Raw genomic sequence first — 18,900 nt, forward strand, 5'->3', positions numbered from 1 at the left:
GAATCATGGCAAAAACGGCCGGGATCAAAAAAAATGACCTTTCAATCAGTTCCGCTCCAACAAAACAGATAACTATCAACATAATAAGGATAATAGAGATCCCCCCAAAATGCATTCGGTTTACCGACTATTTTGCTGTAGGGTGTTCCCACCAGAGTTTGACAGTTCCCTTCAGTCATGAGGAGAATTGCGGGCATCCACCAGGCATTGGGGCTCATTTTTCCCATTACAACCTTCTGGCAATAAAATGAGAAGGCCCAACCGGCGTCAGCCAGCAGGGCCATGAGAAGTAAATATGCAGCTTGGTTCACTGCCTCAACCGATAGGCGATTCCTTCGATGCATTGCATCAGTTTGTCTATCTGGGCGCCGGTTGTGAAGAGCTCGGCCATGTTCTCAAGACTGTCGATGGGAAAATTCACAGTATCATAATCTCTCAGAAAGTTGGCTTCAAGTTTGATGACAAAATCTCGCATAATGTTCTTAGGCACATCTTTTTGCCGAAGGACGTTGAGGCAGAACTTGATCTGCCCCCTTGTCGTGATCTGGAAAAGAGAAATGAGCCCGAAGTCCGACTTGGATTTGTAGGTCATTGTACCATATTCGTTGCCTCTACCCCAGGAAACTTCATCAGCATCCCTCTCCGAGAATTCGCACAGCATTTCACCGACTTTCGCTACTTCCCTTGAGGTATTTTTCCTCAGTTCCTGGAGAAATTTTCCCTTATCCCATTTCACATACGTCTCCACTAAGTTTGATGTTTTGGGGGTAAAAAATCACCCCCGAATTTACCATGAGATCTAATAAAAACGAATTCCATTTAAAACTGTCAGGCTAATTGACTGACGTTGAGAGCGGGAACTATATTGCCCAGCAATTAAGGTGCAATGAGAGACAAACCGCCGAAATCGTCCCTCCCCTATCTCATGCTTGTAATAACAGCTCTGCTGTGGAGTACCGGCGGGTTCCTTGTAAAGGGTATCCAGTGGCACCCGGTGGCCATCGTAGGGATGCGTAGCCTTATCGCCGCTGCGGTGATTCTTATAGCCATCAGAAAGCCGGAACTGACGTGGTCCCTCCCCCAGCTGGGTGGTGCGGTCTGCTACGCCGGGACGGTGATCCTCTACGTTATTGCTAACAAACTCACCACGGCCGCAAATGCCGTATTACTCATGTATACGGCACCCATTTATGTCATTATTTTCGGACCTTGGTTCCTAAAGGAAAAAGCGTCCAGGCGGGACTGGCTGGCCGTCGGGGCTGTTATGGTGGGGATTGTGGTCTTTTTCATGGACAAACTTTCACCGGAAGGTTTCTTGGGAAACATGCTGGCGGTATTGAGTGGCGTAAGTTTCGCGTGGATGACACTCTTTCTCCGAAAACAAAAGCGGGGTTCGCCTGTTGAATCTGTATTCCTAGGCAATCTGTTGGCTGCCGTCATCGGCCTACCTTTCTTTTTAAGAGAAGAACTTCCTGAAATTAACGGAATCCTCATGCTCATAGCCCTGGGGACTTTTCAGTTGGGGTTTTCTTATGTGCTCTATACCAAGGCGATCCAGAAGGTGCGGGCCTTTGAGGCTGTCCTCATCACCATGCTGGAGCCCGTCCTCAACCCGGTGTGGGTATTCCTGCTGCTGGGTGAAGTGCCCGGCAATTGGGCCCTGGCAGGGGGTACCATCGTTATGGCGACGGTAGTCCTCCACGGGCTGGCCGCCAGTAGAAAGTAAGCTAAGGCTCCCAGGTGCATATTTAAATTAATCGATAATTTCAATTTCAGCTGAGGTCAACCCTGTTTCTACAAGTTTATCAACGTCCAGCAAAACTTCTTGCCTTTCTAACTGCTCAGGCCTGGCTTTTGTGGCAGGATGGTCCGGCACAAAAAGTGAACAACAGTCCTGATCGGGCTGGATAGAAATATCGTAGGTGCCTATATCCCGCGCTTTGTCAATGATCTCCTGTTTATCAAAACCGATCAAGGGACGAAGAATCGACATGTTTGTCACCCTTCCCACTGCTTCCATATTTACCAGCGTCTGAGATGCAACCTGCCCTAGTGATTCACCTGTGATCAGAGCGTGGGCATCTACTTCCCTTGCAATCTGCTCAGCAATTCTCAACATAAATCGTCGGTAAATCAGTACTCTGTAACGGGCTTCCGTCTCCGTCATGATCTGTTTCTGAATGGGTGCCAGTTCAACCAGATACAATTTTGATCGCATCTGAAAACGGTTCAATGTGGTAATCATTTCCCTCACTTTCTCAATGGATGCAGGCGTGGTGTACGGCACGGAATGGAAGTGGACAAAAACAACGGTCGCTCCACGCTTCATGGCTAGGTAGGCGGCGACGGGTGAATCGATGCCGCCTGAAAGCATGGCAACCACCTTGCCACTGACGCCTACGGGCAGACCTCCCGGGCCGGGAATTCTTTCAGGATAGACGAATGCCCTGTCTTCAAACATATCGATGTAACAGTTGGCACCCGGTTGAGTAAGGTTAACCTTTTTTTTCATGGTTTCAACAATATGGGTGCCCACTTCTTCATTTACCGTTTTCACTTTCAGTGGAATGTTACTGTTGGCACGCCGGGCAGTAATTCGGAAAGATTCGAACTCCGAATCAGAGAGCAATGCGTGCGCATCTTCCTTGAGAGTATTCAATTCTTGCTTCGATTCAAACGCCGGAGCGAAGTAAGCAAGTCCCGGCACATCTTTCAGTGCATTCTCGATGCTGTCCAAGTCTGCGCTCTCTTGCTTCAATTCAATAACTAACCTTCCGTGGTAACGCTTTACCGATTCAGCTGAATCGGGGCAGCGGATTTTTAGTGTTTTTAGTATGTTCTGCCGGAGCCGGTCCTCAAAGAATCTTCTATTTTTACCTTTGAGACCAATTTCTGAATAGTGGCAGAGGACGTGATCGAACTTCATGCCTGAAGTTTTTTTACTGGACTGTATTGAGAATTTATGGCCGGTCCAATCACCTCAGATCCGGCCGGATAGCTGCGCACCCAGGTGTGCACCGTAGAAAAGCAGACCTACAGTGGCACCCGCCGCCGAAAGATAGAGAGAACGGAGATTCCCTTCCGGCAGCCGCTGACCGTTCCTGAAACGCCAGATGAACAGACCAAGAAAAATAAGACAGGCAGTTATTTGCAAAGCACCGTGTGTCGTGAAAAATGGAAATGGGAGTGACATGTGGCCATACAGACGGTCAGCAAGAAAGCCAGTCCCCACAGTAAACATTGAACTGACCACACCGAAAAGCTGACACCACCACCCTGCGTCAGCTGCCGACCGGTTTCTGAATGAAACACTGATAAGGTCGCAAACCCACCCTGTTGAAAAAAGTGCGATAGGAAAATGAATGAAAAGAAGATGAATATTTTCAGTAGTCCACGGCATATCTCAGACGGTTATAGTTTAACAGGTTTCACTGACTGACTCAAATCCTTATCCAGCATAACCATATGATTCCCCGGGACCAGGTGCCAGTCTTCGGCTACATCCGTCAATTTCTCTGATACAATCATGATACAATCATTCTCCGGTTTCCCCTGAACGATACGACAGACTCCTTCATCACACTCAAAACGTCCCCGGCCTGAATGATAAAGGGTGTGAGGCTCCAGTTTCTCATCAGAGACATACCGGGTAGTTACCATCCTCTCCCCATCACTCAACAGGCCATTCAAATAGAAAGGACGGTCAATACTGTGTTCATTAAGTAATTCAGTCAGTTCCTTCAGGGCTTTAATGTATGCCTCTGCCATATGATTAACTGTTAGGTCACCATGGGCGTCAAGATACTGTAATATGAGTGCAAAGAAATGTTCTGAGTCCGTGTCTCCCTTGATCCAATCATAGATGCCATCTGACAGGCGCATCCTGAGTGCCCGCTTGATCACATTAAAGCCAGCAATGGAACCGTTGTGCATAAAGAGAAGTTTCCCGTACTGAAAGGGGTGACAGTTAGACTCAGAGACCCTCCCGTGTGTAGCGGCCCGGACGTGTGCAAAAATTGAACCGGAACGGATCTTGGGTGAAAGATTACGGAGGTTCTTGTTGTTCCAAGCCGGCTGGATGGAAGTGAATACTGCCGGTGTCGGTTCCAGTTCAGGTGAATACCAGCCTACCCCAAAACCATCACCGTTAAGCGGCTCCTCTCTTTCCCGCGCTCTGAAACTCTGGTTAATGAGAGAATTCTTAGGGCGATAAAGCAGCTTGTCCAGTTTGATAGGCGTGCCCCTGTAGGCCAAGAATCTGCACATGTTTCAGGGCTGGGATTTTGATATCATTCCCGCCACCACAATAACCCACTTCCTAGGAAACAAACGTATCGTAAATGCCAGGAAACGGTTCAAGCCGCCGTGGATAACAGATGGCTTTTTACCCAAATTTTCCAGAGCTGTATCCACAACATTATCTGGGGTTTCCCACAGAATACCACCCACATCTTCATTCAGTCCCGCAGCTTTTTGAAATTCTGTCTTAGTGTAGCCGGGAGAGAGAGCCATGGCATCAATACCCAATTTCCTGTATTCCTGCCAAAGCCCTTCGCCCATGAAAAGATTAAATACCTTGGTGGCACTGTAAACCGAGAAAAAAGGTGTAGCCTGATAAGCGGCCGTAGATGCCACAAAAATAACAGCGCCCCGCCCTCGCTCAACCATTTTCGGTAAGAATTTATGGGTCAAAACCACAGGTGCAAGGCAGTTAAGTTTAATCATATCTGCGTCCCGCTCAGGGCTTTTCTTATGGAACCGCCCCAAATGACCGAACCCTGCATTATTCACCAGAAGTCCCACCTCCAGGTCGGCCATCGCTGTTTCAAGCCTTTCGGCGGCATCAGACTGTGTCAGGTCAAGGGGCACGGAACGGGTGGAGACACCGTTATTTTTTTCCAGTTCACTGCCCAACGTTTCCAGCTTTTCTCCCCGACGAGCTACCATGGCAATATTCATTCCTTTTGCCGCCAACTGGCGGCAAAATTCTTCACCGATACCGGCGGAAGCTCCCGTCACCAAGGCCCAGTCGCCGTAGCGTTCTTTCCAGCTTCCGTTCAACATCACTTATCCTTCACCACAAGAATTGGGCAATTGGCTTTTTCCAGAGTTTTCATAGGTTTGCTCCCCAAAAAGAATTTAACAAGGGCGGACCTACTGGAGGCACCCATAACAATGAGATGAGTTTCACCGGCCGTTTCAATAAAAGTCTTAACCGGGTCACCCGTGATGAATTTCTGTTCATGATCTACTTGCTGGGACTCCAGATGACTCGATGCTGATTCTGCCGCCCCGCTGTAGCCCGGCCCAAATTCTTCTGTCTTTGATACGGTCATGACAGTAACTGGAAAATTCATCTGTTTTGCAATGATGGCACCGAAACGGACTGCCCGATCGGTGGCAGAGGAGTCATCCACGCAAAGAAGAATTCTGTATTTTCGGTCCAGGTCTACATTCTTTATCACTAAGACAGAAGTGGGGAGATACTGGAGCAGATCGTGAGCCATATTTCTCCCTTTACTACCCCCTATGATAGATACTGTATATTCATCCTCACTGCACTCCCGGCGGAGTTCATCAATAATTTCACCTTCCCGCAAAATAAGATCTATATCCTGACCATAGCTTCCGGGCAAGACCATCCGGTAACGGTCTTTCTCCTCCACCATGTTGAGAGGGTTGAATCCGTTTTCATCCAAATTCTCCAGAAAACCGGAGCTCTTGAGATCATAAAATGCCCACCTCAGCACATCGATCCCAGGATGATAGATCTCCCATTTTGCCAGGGTATCTCGGGCAAGGGAAACTCGGCCGGCGTAAAGTTCTTTCGGCTTAGGACCCACATAGACCACCGCCAACTGAGCACCGAATGACTTGGCCACCCTGGAACCCATCCGCAGAGTGGGTCCGGAATATTCCTGACTGCTGACCGCTAAGAGAAACTTCATAACCTTTTTGTGACTACGGATGGGGTTTTTATTGCCATGTGTGCTTCCGGTTTCATTAGTTCAATATACACTTATCCCATTAACGGCCAAAACAGATGAATAAAAAGCAGCAATACAACAATGGACATGACAGTCATTTTCCAGCCGCCACGGAGAAAATCCGACGGTTTTATCAGTCCGCTGGAATGAATGATCATGCAGGTTGGAGATGCCACAACAGTGAGATAGGCGAATGCCGATGCTAGAGCGGTTGAGAGTGCTATCATAACTGCGTCACCGCCCATATTCAGAACGATTGGTCCAAGAACAGCGACCGTGGCTGCATTACTTAGGAAATTTGTCAATCCCGCGGTAAGAAAAACCGAGACGAAGGATCTTGAAAAATCGATATTGGGGGAAATCACTCCAAGTCTTTCGATAACATTGTTCGCAACCCAGAGCGCGGCACCGGTATCCTTCATCTGAATCCCGATGGAGATGGCCGCACCGAAAAGCATGATAACACCCCAGTTGGTGTTCCGGTTCAGATCTCGCCATTCTACCAGTCCGATCACAAGATATATAACTACACCCAAGAGCGCCACGATACCGAGACCGATCTTTGGGCTCAAAAATACCCACCCCAAAAAGACCAAAATAAACACCCCAATAGCGGTTACCTGACTCCCGGTGATGTCGCCGGATTTTGCCACCTGAACCTTCAATTTTCTCACAGCTGAATCCAGGATCGTTTTTTCGGGACGAAACGTCCACCATAGGATCATAGTGGCAAGGGGAATCTCAATGAGAAGTATGGGGTAGGCATATTTCATCCATTCCAGATAGGAGATGTTTCCCATACCAAATTGAGAAAGATATCCAATCATTATCACATTTCGGCCCCCGCCTGAAGGTGTCCCTATGGAACCCATGGCACTGCCGTATGCAATCGAAAAGAGGATAAGAGTAGTGAGACCGGTGACCTTTTTGGGATCGTGACTGGTGTGCCGAACCAGTGTCAGGCCTACAGGCATCATCATGGCTGTCACCGTATGTTCCCCTATAAAAGAAGAAAGCAGAGCACAGACAGCAACGAAACCAGCGATGATGCGCCACGTTTTGTGCCCCGTAATATTGATAATTCCCAAGGCAAGACGCGTATCAAGACCTTGAGAAACGATGGCCACCGCCAGCATGAGTGAACCCATAATAAAGAAAACAGCGTCACTCATGAACGAAGAGGCAACCTGGTTTGGCGTAGCAATCCCGAACAGTACCTGAAAGACCAAAATGAGCATCGCCACTGCAGGGAGTGGAATGGGCTCAAAAATGATAAGAATAATAGTGGAAAGAACAATAATGAGAGTATGATACCCTTCAGACGTCAGGCCGTGAGGCGTAGGGAAAAGGTACAGGACGGTACCGAGAAAAAGAGTAATAAGGAGCCACTTTTTTTGAGTGGCCCAGTAGATGATATTTAAGATCACAAGATTTGCTTCACTTCAGTGCCTGCTACAAAAATGATTTCCTATTTTACATAATAGGATTCATCAGCTGGTCGGAGGGTTCTCGCCATCCAAAGTGGTCGTCGAAGACCTCCGGGTCCCGGACCCGGCCGCGTCATCTCCAACCACTCTTTGTAGATCTCAAAAGACCTGTTCGTGTCCACCTGAATATCTCCATATTTCTCATTTGGGCCAGGAAGGGAGAGTCTCACCTTCTGATGCCAGCAATGCATCCCTGAAATAGGGTCTGGGTGAACAGGAAAAGTAATATTCTGGTGAACACCGCCATCCCGCCACCAGATCCGTTTTGAATCTGAATCGCCGCTTTCAAAGGGCTGAACCAACTCCGATAGTTTCATCTTCCATTTGCCTTCCTGTGACTCTTCCATTTTTACCGTACTGGTCATCCAGCTGTTGCCCGAGGGATCCTGTGACCTGCGCCAGCGGCCTGTATGGTGGGAACAGGCCACCACATCAGGTTTGATGGCTTCCGTGATCCACACCTTATCGATAAAATAACCAATATCTGTTTCAACTTTCACAAGATCGCCTGACCGCTTCAATCCGATGTGGATCGCTGTCTTTGGGTGCATCCAGACTGGGTTTCGGTGTGAAATCTCCGCTAGCCATTTGGCATTGCCTGACCTGCTGTGAATTAGTGTGGGCAAACGGAATGTGGGCACCAAAACATACTCATTCCTAGATCGGTCTAGGCTGTCCGGATGGATATGACTCTTTATGTAGCCTGGAATTGTCTGGTCATTCCACTTCCACCGAGCCATGGTATCGGAATAGAATTCCTGCTTTTTGGACGGGGTGGGGAAACCACACACAGCTGTACCGTTATCACGAATTGCTACCACCTTGCCATCCTTAATAAATTGACCGAAATCGTTCAGCTCCGCCCCTTCCGTATCAGCGGTACCGAGATGCTTAGCGTAAGAAGAGGCTTCTACCTCAAAGGCGCCGAATTTCCGCATATATTCCAACGGGGAAAGATTTTCATTTTTCGCTGCCCCTGTAAGACCAGGAATGTTTTCAAAGATGTACTGATAATATTCATCAATGTTGATCTTTTCACCATTCCGGTAAGGGGACTTGAAATGGTCCCGTATACCCAACGATTCATCGGGGTCCATCTTCCAGGAAAGCTCGATCCAGAATTCATCCTCTTCCCACACCTCACCGGGGTTCACCTCGTGGGTGAACTGAACCTCTCTCCCTTCCCGCCGAGCATACTCTCTCAATACCGGTTGGCGAAAGGCGATCCAGACAGAGGAATGTGTTTCATAGGAGTTGAGATCGTGGCGTTCGCTGGCGTGGCCCATGGGCAGAACATAATCAGCCCAGTAGGCAGTCTCGTTCCAGGTGGGTGTCAGGGCAACATGACATTTGATTTTGGACTCATCCCGTAGTACCTCGATCCAACTGAACCCGTCCGGATAGGTCCAGACAGGATTAAAGACCCGTGTGAAATAAACATCAAGTTCTCCCCTGCCATCTTTGAGGAAGTGCGGAAGAAGAAAACTCAGTTCATGATGTGCCAAGGGATATTCCATGGGGTACTGGAGAATATTCCAGAATTTTTGTGCCGGTGGCGTGTCAAAGAATGTCGGTTTGAACTTGTTCCATCCGCTTGGTGAGGTCCCTCCCTCCGTACCCACACTCCCGGTCAGAACGTTGAGAAAATGGAGACACCGGGCCACCTGCCAGCCACCTAAATTACCGCTTCCCGCTGAACGCCAGTTGTGGGTTGCCAGCTGGGTACCCGCTTCAGCCACGTGCTGTGCCGCTTCAACAATTTTTTCCGCCTCCACCCCAGCTTCTTGGGCGGCGAACTGAGGTGTGAATTCGGCATATTCCTCTTTTATCCGTTTAATGAAATTGTCGAAAATGACCTCATCCCCGGGATGGACCTTCTGAAGATAGTCGTGCCAGTTCACCCACGTCTCCATGAATTGTCTATCGTACCTACCTTCATCCAGGATGATCTTTGCCATAGACAGTAGAACAGCCGCTTCCGATCCGGGATATGTGGGCAGCCAGATATCGGCCATACTGGCTGTATTGGAGAGGCGCGGATCCATCACAATAAGTTTTGCTCCGTTCATCATCCCCTCAATAATCCGCTGGGCATGTGGATTGAAATAGTGGCCGGTTTCAAGATGAGAACTGATGAGGAGAATAGTCTTGGCATTGGCGTGATCGGGAGACGGGCGGTCAAAAAAGTGCCACAAAGCGTACCCTAGCCGGGCACCGGCGGAGCAGATGTTTGTGTGTGAATTGTGGCCGTCCACACCCCAGGCCTGGATTACTCGCTCGGTATAACCCTCGTGTCCCGGGCGACCCACATGATAAACAACGGAGTTGTGACGCTTTGCTTTCAGGGAATTGTGTATCTGCCCAGCAATGTCGTCCAAGGCGGCTTCCCAGGATACTTTCTCCCACTGACCGGACCCTCTCTCCCCTTTCCTTTTCAGGGGATAAAGAATGCGCTCCTCATCGTTGATCTGGTTAATGGTGGCAGGGCCTTTGGCACAAAGTCGCCCCCGGCTGGCTGGGTGGTAAGGATTTCCCTCAAATTTCCGGACATTACCGGACTGCTTGTCCACGTAAGCCAGTAGACCACAGGCAGATTCGCAGTTAAAACAGGTAGTGGGAACAATGGAATAATTTTTCTTTTCCCGCCGCGGCCAGGAACCAGCGTCATATTCCGTCCAGTCATGCCACTGTTCCGGAGACGGATATTTGGAAAAATCACCTTCAGAAACGGGCAGGTCGCCTGGAGTCGGTTCAATGGTTTCCAAAATTCCAAGCGATTCGCAAGCTTTTTCTATTAACGATTTTTTCAGACTGGTTGTCACAGGTTAACTCAAGGCTATCAGTTGAGGGACTCTAATCCAGATATGTTCCGTTACAAGAATTCCAGCAAGAAGTACCAGCACAGAGATCTGAATCGGAACGACCGTCACGCCGACAAACAAAATGATCAGAGGGATGACTCTTGTCAGCCCGATTGCCATCCAGAAGGGTGCTGCATACCGTCCACGAAGGATCATCTGAGCGGCGGTCCGGGCGTCATCGGTCAGTCTTGAGGAAGTAAGCTCTGCCGCGAAAATAGCGAGATTAAGAAGAAGCAAACCCACCATAAATAAAGCAAGTCCCGTTGAAATCCCGCCCGTTAGCAGTGCAATACCGGCTCCGCCGGCCAGAAGGGCGTGTATAACCATCTGATAAGGGGCCATATGAGACTGCCAGAAATCCCGCCCCTTGGCCTGGGCGAAAAGGAAGGCGGTATAAACGGCAGAAAAAAGAGCCAGGGCCGCACCTACCCACTCAAGCCAGGCGAGGTTCATAAGGTTCAGATAACTGTTCAAAAGAAGCAGTGTCAGCACACCTCCAAAGCACACAAGGCCGTAGGCCCCTTTCACCAACCAGGAGGTCCATTGAGGCCGGAGAATGACATAAAGAAACCGCCTTGGCTGGTCCAAATCCTTGACCAACAGGACGGTGGTAAGCAGTAAAAATATGAGTGAACCCCAAAGGGAGTTTATCTCGGCAGCAGGAGAAAATGTTGCCCACCCCATAAGTTTGGAGAAAAAAGTCATAAAGAAAAGTCCGCTGGACATGGCCTTTGTCCAGACATAGGCTGAAACCTCCCATCCCCACAAAACACCTTTGCTGGGACTATCATAGACCCGGCGCGCATCACCGGATTTAAGTGTTTCAACAATTTCGTCAGGGGAGTTGCCTTTCTCTCTTTTTGCCCCCGCCTCCATGGCGAGCTGGATGAGCATATCTTTGGGATCTTTTTCGTTGGCCTTCTGTTCGGCAAAGTGGGAAAAATGACCTACACCTTTATACTGTTCACTCCAGAGGTACTGGTCGTCAGGCTTCGCCGACATAGGATCCAGAGAAGCTTTGTCACCATTGATATAATAAAGTTTTGGTTTTGTCCCCTTCTCCGGTTTCCGGACCGTAACAGGCTCATTCTTCACCAGCTGGGAAATATTGGATTCTTCATTGTCCAAATCACCGAAAACAATGGCCTCTTCCGGGCAGACCACCACACAGGAAGGCTCTAACCCCACATCAATTCGGTGTGCACAAAAATTGCACTTTTCTGCCACGTGGTCGTCCGGGTCAATATAAAGAGCATCATAAGGGCATGCCTGCATGCACGACTTGCAGGCGATACACCGTTGAGTGTCGAAATCGACAATACCGTTATCCCGATAATAAAGCGCGCTGGTAGGACATATTTCTACGCAGGGTGCTTCCTCACAATGGTTGCAGCGCAAAACAGAAAAGAGGCGCTGAGTGTCGGGGAAAGACCCCTTTTCTACATACTTTACCCAGGTCCGGTTCACACCAATGGGCACCTCATGTTCGGACTTGCAGGCTACCGTACAGGCGTGGCAGCCAATACATTTCCTGTTATCGATGAGGAACCCGAGGTTCATCTTCCTAACTCCAAAACAGAATTTTCAATATGTTTTGCCAGCTTTTTCAGCTTGGAGACCTGCCGACGGGTCAAATCGGGAAATCCTGCAGGGATACGAAATAGGGGTGCTGGGGTAAAAATCCGTCCCTCAACTATCGCAATTTGCCAGGGATAAAAGGGTGTTCTTTTACGTTCATCCCGATCCAAAATTTCAGCAATTTCACTTTCCTGAGGAATCTGGACACCAAAAAGTGTGGCATCCTTCCGCATGATATCAAACCTGTACAATTTTCCCAACCCCTTGGAGCTCTCTAAACTTTCTTCCACAAACTTAACAGCATCGACATGTTGTTCAAACTGCCCCAGTTCAATCATTTCATCACGGGTGGGGTAACGCCGAGAATGCCGGTAGGTTTTCAGCTTTTCCGAAGTGAGTGGCTCAGACGCCCCAAAGGGGCGCATGAATCTTCCTCTCAACTGTGGTAACAGTCGGGGCAGGTCCGTTTTGAATTCCCCAACTGCTTTGCCCACTTTTGCGAAATCATCTTGCAAATAAAGATTCCCCCAGTAATCGATATTGGGAACCGAGAGATAAACCATATCTCCCTTCAAATCCAAAGCCAGGTGTAAGACACCTATAAAAAGCCCATAGTCGCCGCCATTCCTGGCGGCCTTTTTCAGATGTTTCGTTGTAATAATGAACATGTATCTGCCGGAATCATCAACAGGCCTGTATCTGCCCAAGATTTCCACATCATTCATAAAGAATTTTTGAATAATAGCTTCTTCAGTACCGTCAAAGTTTTTTCCCGTTTCTCCAAGAAGGATATAAGGCTGGAAGGTTTCCGATTGAGAAAAACCAGAGGTAGTTGCCAACAAAAGAGAAAAATAAAGTGACAGAGTTAAAAAGAAAAACCGGTCAGCTATTGTCATAGTGGCTTGCCGCACATTCATTTTTTCCAAGATCCATAATATCCGCTTCTTCATCTGTTACATTAATGAGCCCACGGTTGACTTGCTTAATATCGATATAGACTTCCGGCATTTCACGCATATGGTCAAAAATGAACTGAACAAATTCATTTTCCGAAGCGAGAGTAAAAATAGGATTATTTTCCCGCAACTTTTTCAACGGCGCCACAAAACGAAGGTCCTCATTCGCCTCTTCCCAGGTGACATAATGGGCCGGTAGAACGGCGGCATCACCGGGCAGTTCGGCATATTGGTGAATAAGGGTTTTGTATAGATCACAAACCCACTTTTCCGCCTTGCCACCGAGATCCGGCCTGCCGGCTGAGATAATAAACAAGGTGTCACCCGTGATGAGATATTTTCCGTCAATGAAGTAGGTAACACTCCCTTCCGTATGGCCCGGTGTATGATAAACATCCATTTGAGGGCCATCACCGCATAGGGTCACCTTTTCTTGATGCTCAAGAGAAACATAACTGAAGGGGGAATCGGGGAAATCCAGTTTATGAACCAGCATTTCAGCTTTGTCATCACCAGAAATCTCCATTCCACCGGAAAGGTGATCAGCATGGGCGTGGGTCTCCACCACCTGGGTAATGATAGCGTCGTGTGACTGAGCAAACCGGGTATAGAAATTGATATTTCGTGATGGGTCCACCACGGCCATCTGACTTTTATAAACCACACCGTAACTGAGGCACGCTTTTCCGGGACGAATGAATTGGTAAAGGCCGTAGTCGTCACTTTCCGGGTTAATTCTTACGGGCGTCAGCAGTTCTCCCCAGGTCTTTATGCCGCCGGACAGGTAGCCCACATCACTGAAACCGTTGGCGGTGAGAATGTCACCCACATACTGGGCTGACCCCTCTTTGGCACAGACAATTTTCACAGGTTTCTCTTTCGGTATCCTTGCCACGGAAGCTTTCTCTTCCTCAATAAAATCAAAATACGGTATGTTGGACATTTCAAAGGTGTAAGGACTTTCCACCTGGAAACTGCTGAAATCATCCTCGTTTCTCACGTCCAGCAGGTGGAAATCGGTCTTATTGATTAAATCGCTAAAAAGGTCTTCAGAAGAATAAACGTAGGACCTGGACATCAAATAAAAAGCTGGATATCCGCTTCACAGACAAATTCAAGAAAAGTTGCTGCACCGCCAATGTCCACACCATCAATAAAGTCATCATTGCTGAAACCGAATACATCCATGGTCATTTGGCAACCGATAAGTTAACATCACTTTCCAGGTATATGTCCCGTAGTTCTTCGATGGTGGCCACACCTTTCTTTTTAAAGGTCTGCTTCATGAGAGAGGTTGCCACAGTTTCGAAGCCAGGCACGTTCCCCATATAGAATATTAGGCATTGGCCACTCTATCTGCTGGAATCCGTCAGAACCAAACGGCATCTTCATGGGCATTGCAGGGTTAGCGTGAGGCGCTACTTTGGGTTTCAGGTTTTTTTTAAGCAGTGTCAAACCGTAAAAGGTGAAGAATACGCCCACCTTCATCTCCATGGCAGCCGCTGTGGAAGCGAGAATGAACGGCGGATACGCCCAGTCCAATGTTCCTTTGGAGGCGATGAGTGCCATTCTTTTTTGTTTGTCAGTAGTTTCACTCATTGTTCTGTCCTCCTTTTCTTAAGATTTTTTTAGGAAAAAAGTGAATTGACCATCCTTCGCGACTGATTTCAGCAACTCGTTGCCAGTCCTTTTGACCCAAGCGGTTAGATCATTCACTGATCCGGGATCACTTGAAATCATTTTAAGCACCTCTCCTGTGTTGAGTCCATCCATGGCCTTTTTTGTTTTCAGAACCGGCAATGGACAGTTCAATCCAGAGCAGTCCAGTAAATAATCTTCTTGATAATTTGACATATTACCTCCCCTTTTCTTCAGTTTCAAACATGCCCAGTTCCCACTCTCCCGCTTCAACTTTATGTTGACACTCAGAGACACAGTCCAATATCTTGAATATGAACTGGGAGGCAATGGAATAGTAATATGTGGTCCCCTGCCGTCGGTATTTCACAATTCCCCGGCTATGCATATAGCGTAGATGCTGTGACGCAAGAGGCTGAGAAACATTCAGATGTTCCTGGATCTGACCCACGGACTTCTCCCTCGTGTCCAGAAATTCAATGATCTTCAGGCGCTGAGGATGTCCCAAAGCCTTGATTACATGCGAAGCCTGCTGGAAGAATTCTACAGAAAGAGAATTATTCATATCTAAGTTCCCCAAAATTATTCCATGCAATGATTGATATATAACACTTTTCTTATATTGAGTCAAGTGATAATGAGAGCAAGGGATAGATGGTACCTCTTTCGTATTTTACCTGTTGAAGAAATGTCCCCCCTGATCCCAGCCACAGCCGGTATCCTCATTGGCGGCCAGAGCCGCCGGTTCGGTTCACCCAAATGGAAAGTCAAGGTCGGCGGTGAGACTGTGCTGGACCGGCTGTGGCAAGTGTGCGGAAGGTTCGAAGAGAGAATTGTCATCGGCAAGGAGAAACCGGCTGATTTAGACAAGCCGTTTCATAAAGATGAGCTGGAAGGCCAAGCGCCCATCCTGGGGCTCTATACTTTACTGAAAAACAGCGTTCACGAATGGAATCTGCTGCTCTCCTGCGATCTGCCCCTTATTACAGCAAGTCTCCTTGAGAAAATCTGGGAGAACCGGGACAGTGAAAAAGATATCATAGCTCCCGAGTCTGATGCCCACCTTCAAGTGACTTGCGCCTTTTATCACCGTAGACTTGCTGAGACCGTTGAGGCTTTCATTTCGAATGGCCAACTCAGCCTTTATCACTTTGTCAAGACTGTAAAATGCAATAAGGTGTCTATGCCTGAGAAACAATTTTTCAATATGAATGCTCCGGAAGATTTAGGCACCGCTGAAAAACTGCTAAGAAATGAGTGAGGTGAAAAAACTTCTGATCAAGGTAAAACCTAACGCTCGGGAGAACAGTCTAAGACAGTTCCAGAATGGCACCTGGCTTGCGGAAGTGAAAGCACCACCCAAAGACAGCAAGGCCAACAGAGCCGTGATTGAGCTGATCGCCAAACAGTTTAAAGTGACCAAGTCCCGAGTCTCCATCAAGAGCGGCAAAACCGGGCGCATCAAACTTATTCAGCTGGATATCTGAAAAACCTTTCTGCAGTGGTGATTTACATCAAATAGGAGATACGCTTTATGAATACCAGGACTATTGCATTTCATAAGACAATATTTGTAGCTGCGCTGCTGTTGCTTATGGGTTGCTCAGGAACGGTCCCACCCGCTTTCCAGCACAGTTTCAATAACAGGCCAACACCGTGGACGCATAATCGGTTTGACAATGTAGAGGATAAGTTCACTTTTGCCATATTTTCAGATCTGAACGGTGGTGAGCGTGAGAAGGTGTTCGAAATTGCGGTGGCACAGCTCTCTCTCCTGCGTCCTGAACTTATCCTCAGTGTAGGAGACCTCATCAATGGGGGTACTGAAAACAGGGAAACATTACGACAGGAATGGGGTTCCTTCGATGAAAGGGCCTCTCAAGCTATGGCTCCTGTATTTTATGTGGGAGGTAATCACGATCTGACAAACCAAACCATGCGAGATGTCTGGACCGAACGGTACGGCGCCCGGTATTACCACTTTGTCTACAGGAACGTGCTGTTCCTGGCCCTGGACAGTGAAGACTATTCAGATGAGCGGATGCGGGAGATCTATCTGGCCCGTGCCGCATACCTGGAAGCGAGAGACAGGGTCGAACCAGAACAAGCCCAGGCAATGGAATACATAAAAATGCCTGAAAGGCGAACCGGTGAAATTGGAAAAGAACAGTCTGAATATTTTCTTAAAGCCATCGCCGATTACCCTGATGTAGACTGGACATTCTTGTTCATACATAAGCCGGTTTGGTTGAGAGATGATGAGCCTGAATTTTCAGCCATTGAATCTGCCTTGTCCAACCGCCCCTATACACTATTCAACGGCCACTTCCACACCTATTCTCACACTGTAAAGAATGGGCGGGATTACATTATGCTTGGGACGACAGGAGGAGCACAAGGCGAAAACAATGACATGGCCTTCGACCACGTTACACTGGTAACCATGACCAGAGATGGCCCCACCATAGGAAATGTGAGGCTAGACGGTATTCTTGACAAGACGGGCCACATCCCAGCAGGAGGTGACAATCTCTGCTTCCAAGCGTCAAAGTGCAAGGACACTGATGAATAGGAAACTTTGTCTCAGTTAATAAGTGTCTCTAGTGAACAGGAATCTGTTATCTGTCCAGTTTGTCTATGCGCCTTTTGTGGCGACCGCCGGCGAAGGCCTCCGCCAGCCACTGGTCAATTATATCATAGATCTCTTCTTCTGATATAAAGCGGGCTCCAAGGGAGAGAATATTCGCATTGTTGTGCTCACGAGAGAGCCTGGGAATGTCCCGCTCTGATCCGTAATAGACAACAGCCCGGACACCTTTGACACGGTTGGCCGTCATGGCCTCCCCCTGGCCAGATCCGCCTAAAATAATACCCCGGCTCTCCGGATCAGCCCCCACCGCCTCGGCGCAGGGGAAAATAAAATCGGGATAGTCATCTTCGGCATCGTATTCATTGGCACCGTGGTCGGTGATGTCATGACCTTTTTGGGACAGATATTTTCCGATAGCGTTCTTCAGTTCAAGGCCGGCGTGGTCTGTGGCGAGGTGGATCTTCATTATTTCAAGTAAGGGCGGCGAATTCCTTCATGGTATCTACCGGATCGGACGTGCCAAAAACACCGGAGCCTGAGACCACAATATTAGCACCAGCCGAAATCACTTCTCTGGCATTGTGGAGTTTCACATCACCATCCACAGAAATTTCGGGCCGGGTCTTCCCCATCTTATCAACCCATTCACGGACTTTGGAAATGCGGTCCATCATTTCGGGAATAAAAGCCTGTCCGCTGAAGCCAGGCTCAACCGACATCACCAGTACCAGATCCACTTCATTCAGCGTATCCTCGATCGTTTCCAGATCCGTGCTGGGGCGGAGAGTAATACCCGGCTTGACCCCTTCGTCCCGGATCTGCTGGAACACTTCCTGAACTTTCAGGCATGTCTCAATGTGAACGGTAATCATATCTGAGCCGGCTTTGGCAAAATCGGCGATGTAGCGGTCAGGGTTCTCGATCATAAGGTGCACATCCAGAACCTGATCAGTGGACCGCCGAACCCCCTCTACTACCACAGGCCCCATGGTAATATTTGGGACAAAGTGGCCGTCCATAACATCGATGTGGACCATGGAGGTGCCCCCTGCCTTGCACTGATCCAGTGCGTGGGAAAGGTTTGAAAAGTCAGCTGACAGTAAGGATGGTGAAAGTTTGGCCAATCTGATCCCCTGTGGTATCGAAGTTAAGGAATCTTCAGAAGGGCCAAAAGACGGGAATGAGAAATGTTGCCAAAATCCAGAAAAGAATGTTCAGGGGTGTCCCCACTTTTATAAAATCAGAGAACCGGTACTGACCGGGACCATACACCATGAGATTTGTCGTGTAACCAATAGGTGTGATGAAAGATGTGGAAGCACCAAAGGCCACTGCAAAAATGAACGGCCTCACGTCTACGCCCATCTGGCCGGCAACAGAAAAGGCCACAGGAACGAGAACAATGGCAGCTGTATTATTGGACATGATGGACGTAATCACTGCTGCCACAAAAAAAAGGGAAGACATAGCTGCCCTGGGAGCCATGTCCGAATCGAACATATTGCCGAAAGTGGTGATGGAGGAGCCGAGGATATGGGCAGCGCCAGACCGCTCCATGGCAATACCAACAGGGATGAAAGCCGCTATCATTACTATTACAGACCAGTTTACTGACTGATAAGCCTCCTGCGGGGTGATGGCGCCTACCAGCAGAAGAATCACTGTCCCTATAAGTGCAGCCTGGAGAATATCTACAACACCGGTAGCGGCAATCAGCATTATGAGCGGTATAACGGCGATGGCCAGCCACCAGAATCGCACCTTGTGAAGACTGATGTCATGCTCTTGAAGGATGGCCAGATC

Annotated in this window: 21 protein-coding genes and 1 pseudogene; 4 read left to right on the plus strand and 18 right to left on the minus strand. The window is 48.4% G+C overall.

Features of this window, described 5'->3' with window-relative positions; translation table 11 throughout:
• Window positions 1-41 precede the first annotated feature (41 nt).
• Both EYO21_04905 and EYO21_04910 read right to left on the minus strand, forming a co-directional pair.
• Complete coding sequence (locus EYO21_04905; protein HIB03147.1) at window positions 42-344, minus strand: hypothetical protein; 303 nt, start codon at window positions 342-344, stop codon at window positions 42-44.
• On the minus strand, window positions 308-736 hold the full coding sequence (locus EYO21_04910; protein HIB03148.1) for a hypothetical protein: 429 nt from the start codon (window positions 734-736) through the stop codon (window positions 308-310). The genes EYO21_04905 and EYO21_04910 overlap by 37 nt, the downstream gene beginning before the upstream one ends.
• Window positions 737-886: 150 nt before the next feature.
• On the opposite strand from EYO21_04910, the gene EYO21_04915 reads away from it, so the two are divergent.
• Window positions 887-1,726 carry an EamA/RhaT family transporter gene (locus tag EYO21_04915; GenBank protein ID HIB03149.1) on the plus strand — a complete coding sequence of 280 codons (840 nt, stop codon included), beginning with the start codon at window positions 887-889 and terminating at the stop codon, window positions 1,724-1,726.
• 27 nt (window positions 1,727-1,753) lie between these two features.
• Here the strand turns inward: EYO21_04915 and thiI are convergent, their stop codons facing one another.
• The 13 genes and pseudogenes from thiI to EYO21_04980 all read right to left on the minus strand — a co-directional run bounded on the left by thiI (window position 1,754) and on the right by EYO21_04980 (window position 15,072).
• Window positions 1,754-2,926 (minus strand): tRNA 4-thiouridine(8) synthase ThiI, encoded by a 1,173-nt coding sequence (gene thiI, locus EYO21_04920; protein HIB03150.1) that lies wholly within the window; start codon window positions 2,924-2,926, stop codon window positions 1,754-1,756.
• A 54-nt stretch (window positions 2,927-2,980) separates the two neighbouring features.
• Window positions 2,981-3,400, minus strand: a complete 420-nt coding sequence (locus EYO21_04925; GenBank protein HIB03151.1) for a DUF2231 domain-containing protein — start codon at window positions 3,398-3,400, stop codon at window positions 2,981-2,983.
• 11 nt (window positions 3,401-3,411) lie between these two features.
• Complete coding sequence (locus EYO21_04930; protein ID HIB03152.1) at window positions 3,412-4,266, minus strand: class II glutamine amidotransferase; 855 nt, start codon at window positions 4,264-4,266, stop codon at window positions 3,412-3,414.
• Between the two features lie 3 nt (window positions 4,267-4,269).
• Window positions 4,270-5,064, minus strand: a complete 795-nt coding sequence (locus EYO21_04935) for an SDR family oxidoreductase (GenBank protein HIB03153.1) — start codon at window positions 5,062-5,064, stop codon at window positions 4,270-4,272.
• Window positions 5,064-5,948, minus strand: a complete 885-nt coding sequence (locus EYO21_04940) for a universal stress protein (GenBank protein ID HIB03154.1) — start codon at window positions 5,946-5,948, stop codon at window positions 5,064-5,066. The genes EYO21_04935 and EYO21_04940 overlap by 1 nt, the downstream gene beginning before the upstream one ends.
• 71 nt (window positions 5,949-6,019) lie before the next feature.
• Window positions 6,020-7,414: a DASS family sodium-coupled anion symporter gene (locus EYO21_04945; GenBank protein ID HIB03155.1), complete on the minus strand. Its 1,395-nt coding sequence runs from the start codon at window positions 7,412-7,414 to the stop codon at window positions 6,020-6,022.
• Window positions 7,415-7,455: 41 nt separating this feature from the next.
• Window positions 7,456-10,296, minus strand: coding sequence for a formate dehydrogenase (locus EYO21_04950; protein HIB03156.1), 2,841 nt, complete (start codon window positions 10,294-10,296; stop codon window positions 7,456-7,458).
• 3 nt (window positions 10,297-10,299) lie between these two features.
• Entirely contained in the window at window positions 10,300-11,895 is a 1,596-nt protein-coding gene (locus EYO21_04955) for a 4Fe-4S dicluster domain-containing protein (protein HIB03157.1), read from the minus strand.
• On the minus strand, window positions 11,892-12,830 hold the full coding sequence (locus EYO21_04960) for a hypothetical protein (protein HIB03158.1): 939 nt from the start codon (window positions 12,828-12,830) through the stop codon (window positions 11,892-11,894). The genes EYO21_04955 and EYO21_04960 overlap by 4 nt, the downstream gene beginning before the upstream one ends.
• A complete protein-coding gene (locus tag EYO21_04965; protein HIB03159.1) occupies window positions 12,796-13,947 on the minus strand; it encodes an MBL fold metallo-hydrolase in 1,152 nt (383 codons plus the stop codon). Before EYO21_04965 ends, EYO21_04960 begins: the two co-directional genes overlap by 35 nt.
• Window positions 13,947-14,468 (minus strand): annotated as a pseudogene (locus tag EYO21_04970) (peroxiredoxin family protein). Before EYO21_04970 ends, EYO21_04965 begins: the two are co-directional and overlap by 1 nt.
• Window positions 14,469-14,486: 18 nt before the next feature.
• A complete protein-coding gene (locus tag EYO21_04975; GenBank protein HIB03160.1) occupies window positions 14,487-14,723 on the minus strand; it encodes a sulfurtransferase TusA family protein in 237 nt (78 codons plus the stop codon).
• A gap of 1 nt (window position 14,724) precedes the next feature.
• Window positions 14,725-15,072 (minus strand): ArsR family transcriptional regulator, encoded by a 348-nt coding sequence (locus EYO21_04980; GenBank protein ID HIB03161.1) that lies wholly within the window; start codon window positions 15,070-15,072, stop codon window positions 14,725-14,727.
• Window positions 15,073-15,144: 72 nt separating this feature from the next.
• Here EYO21_04980 and EYO21_04985 point away from each other — a divergent pair, with 72 nt between their 5' ends.
• From EYO21_04985 to EYO21_04995, 3 genes are read left to right on the plus strand one after another with little or no spacing between them, the layout of a single operon-like run.
• The gene (locus EYO21_04985; protein HIB03162.1) at window positions 15,145-15,768 is read left to right on the plus strand and encodes a molybdenum cofactor guanylyltransferase; all 624 of its coding nucleotides are present in this window, start codon (window positions 15,145-15,147) and stop codon (window positions 15,766-15,768) included.
• The gene (locus EYO21_04990) at window positions 15,761-15,994 is read left to right on the plus strand and encodes a DUF167 domain-containing protein (protein HIB03163.1); all 234 of its coding nucleotides are present in this window, start codon (window positions 15,761-15,763) and stop codon (window positions 15,992-15,994) included. Before EYO21_04985 ends, EYO21_04990 begins: the two co-directional genes overlap by 8 nt.
• Window positions 15,995-16,041: 47 nt before the next feature.
• Window positions 16,042-17,079, plus strand: a complete 1,038-nt coding sequence (locus EYO21_04995) for a serine/threonine protein phosphatase (protein HIB03164.1) — start codon at window positions 16,042-16,044, stop codon at window positions 17,077-17,079.
• Window positions 17,080-17,125: 46 nt separating this feature from the next.
• Here EYO21_04995 and EYO21_05000 read toward each other — a convergent pair whose 3' ends face one another.
• The 3 genes from EYO21_05000 to EYO21_05010 form a co-directional block, all read right to left on the minus strand.
• The gene (locus EYO21_05000) at window positions 17,126-17,563 is read right to left on the minus strand and encodes a ribose 5-phosphate isomerase B (GenBank protein ID HIB03165.1); all 438 of its coding nucleotides are present in this window, start codon (window positions 17,561-17,563) and stop codon (window positions 17,126-17,128) included.
• 4 nt (window positions 17,564-17,567) lie between these two features.
• Window positions 17,568-18,221: a ribulose-phosphate 3-epimerase gene (gene rpe, locus EYO21_05005; GenBank protein HIB03166.1), complete on the minus strand. Its 654-nt coding sequence runs from the start codon at window positions 18,219-18,221 to the stop codon at window positions 17,568-17,570.
• 34 nt (window positions 18,222-18,255) lie between these two features.
• On the minus strand, window positions 18,256-18,900 hold a 645-nt coding region (locus EYO21_05010; GenBank protein ID HIB03167.1), incomplete at its 5' end, for an SLC13 family permease.

The organism is Candidatus Neomarinimicrobiota bacterium (assembly GCA_012964825.1).
Classification (GTDB): Bacteria; Fidelibacterota; Marinisomatia; order Marinisomatales; family S15-B10; genus UBA2125.

Bases quoted from the DNA above. Each gene is read 5' to 3' on its own strand.
- EYO21_04975 (HIB03160.1), bottom strand. From the start codon at position 14,723: ATGTCAAATTATCAAGAAGATTATTTACTGGACTGCTCTGGATTGAAC.
- EYO21_04940 (HIB03154.1), bottom strand. From the start codon at position 5,948: ATGAAGTTTCTCTTAGCGGTCAGCAGTCAGGAATATTCCGGACCCACT.
- EYO21_04915 (HIB03149.1), top strand. From the start codon at position 887: ATGAGAGACAAACCGCCGAAATCGTCCCTCCCCTATCTCATGCTTGTA.
- EYO21_04985 (HIB03162.1), top strand. From the start codon at position 15,145: ATGAGAGCAAGGGATAGATGGTACCTCTTTCGTATTTTACCTGTTGAA.
- EYO21_04990 (HIB03163.1), top strand. From the start codon at position 15,761: ATGAGTGAGGTGAAAAAACTTCTGATCAAGGTAAAACCTAACGCTCGG.
- EYO21_04930 (HIB03152.1), bottom strand. From the start codon at position 4,266: ATGTGCAGATTCTTGGCCTACAGGGGCACGCCTATCAAACTGGACAAG.
- EYO21_04995 (HIB03164.1), top strand. From the start codon at position 16,042: ATGAATACCAGGACTATTGCATTTCATAAGACAATATTTGTAGCTGCG.
- EYO21_04905 (HIB03147.1), bottom strand. From the start codon at position 344: ATGCATCGAAGGAATCGCCTATCGGTTGAGGCAGTGAACCAAGCTGCA.
- EYO21_04955 (HIB03157.1), bottom strand. From the start codon at position 11,895: ATGAACCTCGGGTTCCTCATCGATAACAGGAAATGTATTGGCTGCCAC.
- EYO21_04965 (HIB03159.1), bottom strand. From the start codon at position 13,947: ATGTCCAGGTCCTACGTTTATTCTTCTGAAGACCTTTTTAGCGATTTA.
- EYO21_04980 (HIB03161.1), bottom strand. From the start codon at position 15,072: ATGAATAATTCTCTTTCTGTAGAATTCTTCCAGCAGGCTTCGCATGTA.
- EYO21_04935 (HIB03153.1), bottom strand. From the start codon at position 5,064: ATGTTGAACGGAAGCTGGAAAGAACGCTACGGCGACTGGGCCTTGGTG.
- EYO21_04960 (HIB03158.1), bottom strand. From the start codon at position 12,830: ATGAATGTGCGGCAAGCCACTATGACAATAGCTGACCGGTTTTTCTTT.
- EYO21_04925 (HIB03151.1), bottom strand. From the start codon at position 3,400: ATGCCGTGGACTACTGAAAATATTCATCTTCTTTTCATTCATTTTCCT.
- EYO21_05000 (HIB03165.1), bottom strand. From the start codon at position 17,563: ATGAAGATCCACCTCGCCACAGACCACGCCGGCCTTGAACTGAAGAAC.
- thiI (HIB03150.1), bottom strand. From the start codon at position 2,926: ATGAAGTTCGATCACGTCCTCTGCCACTATTCAGAAATTGGTCTCAAA.